Origin of the sequence: Streptosporangium sp. NPDC049078, assembly GCF_040648855.1 — a bacterium.
Lineage (GTDB): Bacteria > Actinomycetota > Actinomycetes > Streptosporangiales > Streptosporangiaceae > Streptosporangium.
In genome coordinates this window covers 89,438-95,935 of record NZ_JBEZEL010000030.1, presented here as the reverse complement: position 1 = coordinate 95,935, position 6,498 = coordinate 89,438, and the positions used below count along the sequence as shown (strand labels likewise).

Genomic DNA, 6,498 nt, shown 5'->3' with positions numbered 1-6,498 from the left:
CTTGGGGCGTCCCGGGGGGGTGCGCGGGCGGCCTCCCGCCGCCCCGCGGGCCCCCGGCCCCGGCACCCCCGGCGGCGGGGGTGGAGGAGCCGGTCGCCGGTGCCCGGCGGCGATGCGGGTGCGGGTGGGAAGGCTTTCGAAGCGCTCCCCGCGGCTAGAGCGGGAGGTTCGCGGCCGGCATCTCCGGCGGGGCGGGCATGGTCCTCGACGCGATGTGCTCGGGCACGGCCAGGTCCGCGGTGAGCGCGGGGTCGGGCTCGGGGGCTCCCCAGGACTGGTGGAGCGGCAGGACCCCGGCCCAGATCGGCAGCTCGTAGTCCTCGTCCTCGTCGACCGGAGGGCCCTGGCGCACCTTCACCGACGCCTCCTCAAGGGACAGGGCGAGCACCATGGTCGCGGCGAGCTCCTTGCGGGTGGGCTTGCGGGCTGCCTCCCACTGGCCGGGGGCGAGCTGCTCGGTGATCGCCCGCAGCGCGGCGAGGTGCTCCTCGGGGTCCTCCACCCGGCGGGCGCGGCCGTAGACCATGGCGCAGCGGTAGTTGACCGAGTGGTTGAAGGACGAGCGGGCGAGCACGATGCCGTCCAGGTGGGTCACCGTGACGCAGACCTCGTCCGCGTCGCGCAGGGAGGTCGCGCCGGTGGAACCGTGCAGGTAGAGGGTGTCGTCTATCCGGCCGTAACCGGTGGGTACGACCATGGGGAAGCCTCGGCTCACGACGCCCAGGTGGCAGACCAGTCCGGCGTCCAGCACCGCGTACAGGTCCTCGCGGGAGGTCCTGGCCTTGTCCTTCGCGCGGTTGAGGGTGGTACGGGGAGTCGTAGAGAGCATGACCCTAACCTAGAAAGAAGTGGATACCGAGAACACGTCCACTCTAATGCTCTTACAGGAGACCACTTTGCCACGCCCTTCCGTCGACCTACCCGTATCGGTGGACCGTGAGGCGGGCACGGCGCTCGCCGTCCAGCTCGGCGACAGCCTCAGGGACGCCATGCGCGGCGGCGCCCTCACCTCGGGGGAGCGCCTGCCCTCCACCCGTGCCCTCGCCCGCCAACTCGCGGTGAGCCGCACCGTCGTCACCGAGGCATACCAGCAGCTGTACGCGGAGGGCTGGGTCGAGGGACGCCACGGCTCCGGCACCTACGTGGCCGAGATGACGTTTCCCGCCGTGGAGGAGAGGGGGCTGCGGGCCCCCGTCCCCGTGCCGGTCGAAGGGGGCGAGGGCGGGGGGTGGAACGGCTACCGGAGCGAGAGCGGGCAGGGGGTGATCGACCTGCGCCCGGGGCGGCCGTGGGTCCACGACTACGACAGGGCGGCCTGGCGCAGGGCCTGGCGGAGAGCGGCCGACCTGCCGCCGGTGAGCGACCCCGACCCGCGCGGCCTGCCGAGGCTGCGCGCCGCGCTGGCCGAGCATCTCCGCAGGACCAGGGCGATCCCCGTCGGCCCGGAGAACGTGATGGTCACCCGGGGCACCGGCAACGGGCTCGGCCTGGTCGCCGCCACCCTTCTGCGGCCCGGTGACCGGGCGGGCGTGGAGGAGCCGGGCTACCGCGTCGCCAGGAACGTCTTCGCGGGGCGGGGCGCCGAGATCGTGCCCTGCCCGGTCGACGAGGACGGTGTCGTCGTGGACGGGCTCCCCGGCGACCTGCGCGTCCTGCACACCACCCCCGCCCACCAGTACCCCCTCGGCGGGCGCCTGCCCATCCCGCGCAGGGAACGCCTCCTGGCCTGGGCCCGCCGCACCGGCGCGATCGTCGTGGAGGACGACTACGACGCCGAGTTCCGCTACGACGTCGCCCCGCTGCCCGCCCTCTACGGTCTCGACCCCGCGTCGGTGGTGCTGCTGGGCAGCCTGAGCAAGATCCTGACGCCGGACATCGGCGTCGGCTGGCTGGTCGCGCGTCAGAGCCTCGTCGAAGCCTTCGCCGTGACCAGGGACGCCCTCGCCGACCGCACGAGCGGTCCGGCACAGCAGGCGGTGGCGGTGCTCCTGGAGAAGGGGGATCTGGACCGGCACCTGCGCCGGACGCGCCTGGAGTACGCGCGCCGCCGCGCCGTGGTCGTCGAGATCCTCGGTTCCCGGGTCACGGGCGACACCGCGGGCCTGCACGTCATGGTGGAGTTGCCCGAGCACACGGTCGCGCCCCTGGTCGAGGCCGCCCGTGCCCGGGGGGTGCTGCTCGACTCGATGGCCCGCCACTACCACGGGCCGCGGCTGCGGCACGGTCTGGTGATCGGCTACGGCTCCGCGTCGCGGGCCGACGTCAGGCGGGGTGTCTCGGTGGTCGCGGAGCTGATCGGCTGACCGGCCGCCTGCCCTCCGAACGGGTGGGCCGGCAGGCCGTCGGGGGAGGGCGGACGGATCGCGTGACCGGCCGCCCGAACCCGAAGGACGGGTGCCGCCGTGGCATGGGACCGTTCCCAAACCACGGCGGACGGATCACGCCTGTATGGACGTCCGCAGGCGGCCGTACGTCTTGAGCGCGCGGTCGGCGGTGGTGCGCAGCAGCGGGCTCGCCAGGACCGTGCCACGTGCCTTGCGTACCGGGACCCGCAGCATCCAGTGGACCCCGGCGCCGGGGCTCAGCCTGGCGATCCTGCCCTCGGCGACCTCGTACTCGCCGTTCTTGAGCTTCTCCTTGTACTCCTTCTCGCCGCGGCCCATGTCGATGACCTGGATTCCGGCGTCGGCGGCCTTCTCGGCCATGGCGAGGTGGTGGATCAGGCCGGGGGAGTACTTCGCGAAGGCGGTGTCGTAGGCGGGGAACCAGCCCGCGAGGGTCGTGCCGGTGCGCAGCCCGAAGTGCCCGGCGACCGGCCGCCCGTCCGCGTACAGCATGTCGAGGACCCCGCCGAAGTGCTCGGTGTCGGTGGCGAGGAAGCGTTCGACCAGCTCCACGATCCACGGCTTGGCGAACCTGTCGGTGCGGCCGGTGCGGCGGTACTGCTCGGTCTTCCAGCCGAGCAGCGTGCGCAGCGGCGCCAGGTCGGTGGTGGCGTAATCGTGCCGGAGCGGCCCGACGTCGCGCTGGAGCTTGCGGCTCTTGTACGCCGTCGAGCGGTAGGTCTTGCCGGAGGTGACCTTGATCGTCTCGATGTACGCGTCGTGGCCGTCACGCAGGTCGATGATCGGCGAGGGGTGCCTGCTGTGGCCCGCCTGGAGCAGCGGCTGCCCGGAGACCAGGTGGTCGAACTCGTAGACGGCGAGGCCGCACGCTCTGATCAGCCGCTGCGCGTCGATCTCCACGTCCTTGGCGTGCACCAGTCCCTGCGCGTCGGTCAGGCCCGCGGCGACGGGCATGCCGATACCCATCGGGTGGCGCTCGAAGGGGAAGAATCCCACCGTGTCCGTCCCGTCGTGCAGCACCGCGACCCGGACGCGTTCCTGGAGCGCGCCGACGGTCACGGTGAACTCCGGCGACAGGAACGGGGTGTCGAAGGCGGGGTCGGCGCTCTGAAGGACTCTCCATCGGTCGATGTCGGCCGGTCCGAGATCACGGGGCTGAACAACTGAAACGCGCATGAGCTCCTACTGGGATGTGCGGGGTCCCCTACGTCACCCCGAAGGATGCCGTAAAGCTCAAGCATGCTGGTAGGGACGTAATGTAACGATAAAGGACGGAACTGAGGGCAGGCTGTGTACATCGCAACGTTTCGGAATCTCCTTGGAAGACCCCGGGTGGCGCCGCCGGCCCGAGTGACGTTCTAATTGGTGGCTATGAGCACCCCTGGCATCGACTGGTCACACCTTGTCGGATGGATCGCGGCCAATGTCCCCGGCGTCGGTGAGCCTACCGGGGTCTCCCTGATCGCGGGCGGCAGATCCAACCTGACGTACGTCGTGGAGACCCCCGGGCGCCGCCTGGTGCTGCGCCGCCCGCCGCTGGGGCACGTGCTGCCGACCGCCCACGACATGAGGCGCGAGTGGCGGGTGATCTCGGCACTCGCGCCGACCTCCGTCCCCGTGCCCGAGCCGGTCGCCTTCTGCGAGGACCCGGCGGTGATCGGGGCGCCCTTCTATCTCATGGGACACGTGGACGGCGCGGCCGTGCGCACCCAGGAGGACGCCTGGGCACTCACCCCCGAGCAGACGCGGCGGCTGTCGGAGCGCCTGGCCGAGGTGCTCGCCGCGATCCACGCCGTCGACTACGAGAGGGCGGGGCTGGGGGACTTCGGGCGTCCCGAGGGATACATGGCCCGCCAGCTGGAGCGCTGGGGGCAGCAGTGGGAGCGGTCGAAGACCGCCGAACTGCCCGCGTACGACCGCCTGGTGGCCCGCCTGCGCGAGCGACTGCCGGCGCGGTCCGCCTCGGCGCTCGTGCACGGCGACTACCGGCTCGACAACACGCTCGTGCGGCTGTCCCCGGATCCCGACATCCTCGCCGTCGTCGACTGGGAGATGTCCACGCTCGGCGATCCCCTCGCCGATCTCGGCCTCACCCTCACCTACTGGCAGGACCCCGGTGACGAGGAGCGCGCCTCGGTCCCGGTCGCGGCGGGCGTCACCGTGGCCCCCGGCTTCCTCACCGCCCGCGAGTTCGCCGCCCACTACGCGAAGGTCTCCGGCGCGGACCTGTCCGACCTGGACTTCTACGTGGCCTTCGGCCACTACAAGCTCGCCGTCATCGTGGAGGGCATCCACGCCAGGTTCAAGCAGGGCAAGACCGTCGGCGAGGGCTTCGAGGAGATCGGCGCCGCCGTCCCCACGCTCGTCGAGCGGGCTCTGCGGATCCTGGGAGACTGACCGGCGGCTCACAACGGGCCCGTCTCCTTTGTTCTGAGAGTCCCGGGAGGCTCACCGATCCGGCCCGCTCGCCGGGGATTCGCGGTCGCCGGGTCCGGCGACGGCCCGCCGGCTGGAGAGCGGGCGGGAACTACGGTAGAAGTTTCAAGCGTTGTGCAAGCCACCCTGGATACGCTGGCGGCATGGCCGGTAACGCTTGCCTGTGAACCATGTCGAGGCACCGTCACGGTCCGCTGCCGCTGTGGAACGCTACATTCGTTGACCTGCGAGGATTGAGGAATTCGGTGATACCGACTAACGGACGGCACCAGCGACGGCGCCCGGCCTGGCCGGTCGCACTGGGAGCCATGGTCGTGACGGTGGTGCTCGTGGTCGGCATCATCGCCTACGCCGCGAAGCCGGACGTTCCCCGCGGACAGGCCATGACCGCGGCTCCGACGGAGCCGGCACCCGTGCTGGAGGCGCCCCCCTCCCTCGAGGAATGGCCGCGCTGGGGCATCACCCACACGGAGTTCAGCGCCGACAACGAGGGCAGCGATGTCACCGAGGCCGCCTCCCACATGCTGAGCCGGGTCCCGATGCTGCAGAACCAGCACATCATGGGCTGGGGCGCGGGCAATCCCGAGCCGGCGCCGGGTAAGAACGACTTCCGCGATCTCGACCGCAGGGTGAGACTCATGGCCGGCTCCGAGGCCGTCCCGATCATCACGCTGTGCTGCGCGCCCGACTGGATGAAGGGCGGCAGCTCCGGCAGGACCGACTGGACGCAGTTGGAGACCGCACCCCGGCGCGAGCACTTCGACGACTACGCCAAGCTCGCGGTGACCGTCGCCAAGCGCTACCCCACCGTCAAGCACTTCATGGTCTGGAACGAGCTGAAGGGATTCTGGAACACCCCCCAGAACCGCTGGGACATCGAGGGCTACACCGAGCTGTACAACAAGGTCTACGCCGCGCTGAAGGCCGTCGACAAGGACATCAAGGTCGGCGGCCCCTACGTCTCCGTCGGCAGCACCACCGTCCCCGAGCGGGGCGCGGAGATCCAGGGGCCGTGGGGGAGCATCGTCCAGCGCGACCTGGAGGCGGTCCGCTACTGGATCGAGAACAAGGACGGCGCCGACTTCATCGTCGTCGACGGAGCCTCGGTCACGAAGGAGGCCGGGGCCTTCCCCGACGAGTTCACCGCCCTGGGCAAGTTCGGCGCCCTCACCAGGTGGCTCCAGGAGAGGAGCGGAAACCTGCCGGTCTGGTGGGCCGAATGGTACGTCGAACCCAACAACAGCGACTGGGAGGAGGATCGCCGCATCGCCGTCCACACGGCCGCGATGATGGAGTTCGCCACCAGCGGCGTCACCACCTCGCTCTTCTGGAACCCTCAGCGCAAGTCCATCGACGCGAACCAGGCGTGCCCCGGCTGCCTGTGGCACCCGACCACCGGCGTCGAGATGCCCATGGCGGGCATCATGAGCGGCTTCACCAAGTGGTTCCCCCTCGGGGTCACGCTGGAGACGGTCACCTCCTCCAACACACAGGTGCGGGTCCTGGCCCAGGAGCGCCAGCTCGTGATGGTCAACACCACCAACGCGCCCGCCACCACCGTCGTGGACGGCAAGGAGTTCCAGCTCAGGCCGTACGAGGTCAGATGGAGCGACCGCACCGGAGCCTAGAGTGCCGGTCAGGAAGAACCCGGCGATGTTCGGCCGTCGGGTAAACCGCAGGTCGCAACGGATCGGCCCGCCGCATCCGATGTCGAGCA

At 70.8% G+C, this 6,498-nt stretch carries 5 protein-coding genes; 3 read left to right on the top strand and 2 right to left on the bottom strand.

From position 1 onward, the window contains the following. Positions 1-154: 154 nt before the first annotated feature. Complete coding sequence (locus AB0B90_RS37310; protein ID WP_350945251.1) at positions 155-829, bottom strand: pyridoxamine 5'-phosphate oxidase family protein; 675 nt, start codon at positions 827-829, stop codon at positions 155-157. A 67-nt stretch (positions 830-896) separates the two neighbouring features. Here AB0B90_RS37310 and AB0B90_RS37305 point away from each other — a divergent pair, with 67 nt between their 5' ends. Beyond that, complete coding sequence (locus tag AB0B90_RS37305) at positions 897-2,303, top strand: PLP-dependent aminotransferase family protein (protein ID WP_350945252.1); 1,407 nt, start codon at positions 897-899, stop codon at positions 2,301-2,303. A gap of 135 nt (positions 2,304-2,438) precedes the next feature. Here the strand turns inward: AB0B90_RS37305 and AB0B90_RS37300 are convergent, their stop codons facing one another. Continuing rightward, positions 2,439-3,521 carry a GNAT family N-acetyltransferase gene (locus AB0B90_RS37300; RefSeq protein ID WP_350945253.1) on the bottom strand — a complete coding sequence of 361 codons (1,083 nt, stop codon included), beginning with the start codon at positions 3,519-3,521 and terminating at the stop codon, positions 2,439-2,441. Positions 3,522-3,716: 195 nt separating this feature from the next. Here AB0B90_RS37300 and AB0B90_RS37295 point away from each other — a divergent pair, with 195 nt between their 5' ends. After that, the gene (locus AB0B90_RS37295) at positions 3,717-4,742 is read left to right on the top strand and encodes a phosphotransferase family protein (protein ID WP_350945254.1); all 1,026 of its coding nucleotides are present in this window, start codon (positions 3,717-3,719) and stop codon (positions 4,740-4,742) included. Positions 4,743-5,026: 284 nt separating this feature from the next. Continuing rightward, positions 5,027-6,409, top strand: a complete 1,383-nt coding sequence (locus tag AB0B90_RS37290; RefSeq protein ID WP_350945255.1) for a xylan 1,4-beta-xylosidase — start codon at positions 5,027-5,029, stop codon at positions 6,407-6,409. The last annotated feature ends 89 nt before the right edge of the window (positions 6,410-6,498 follow it).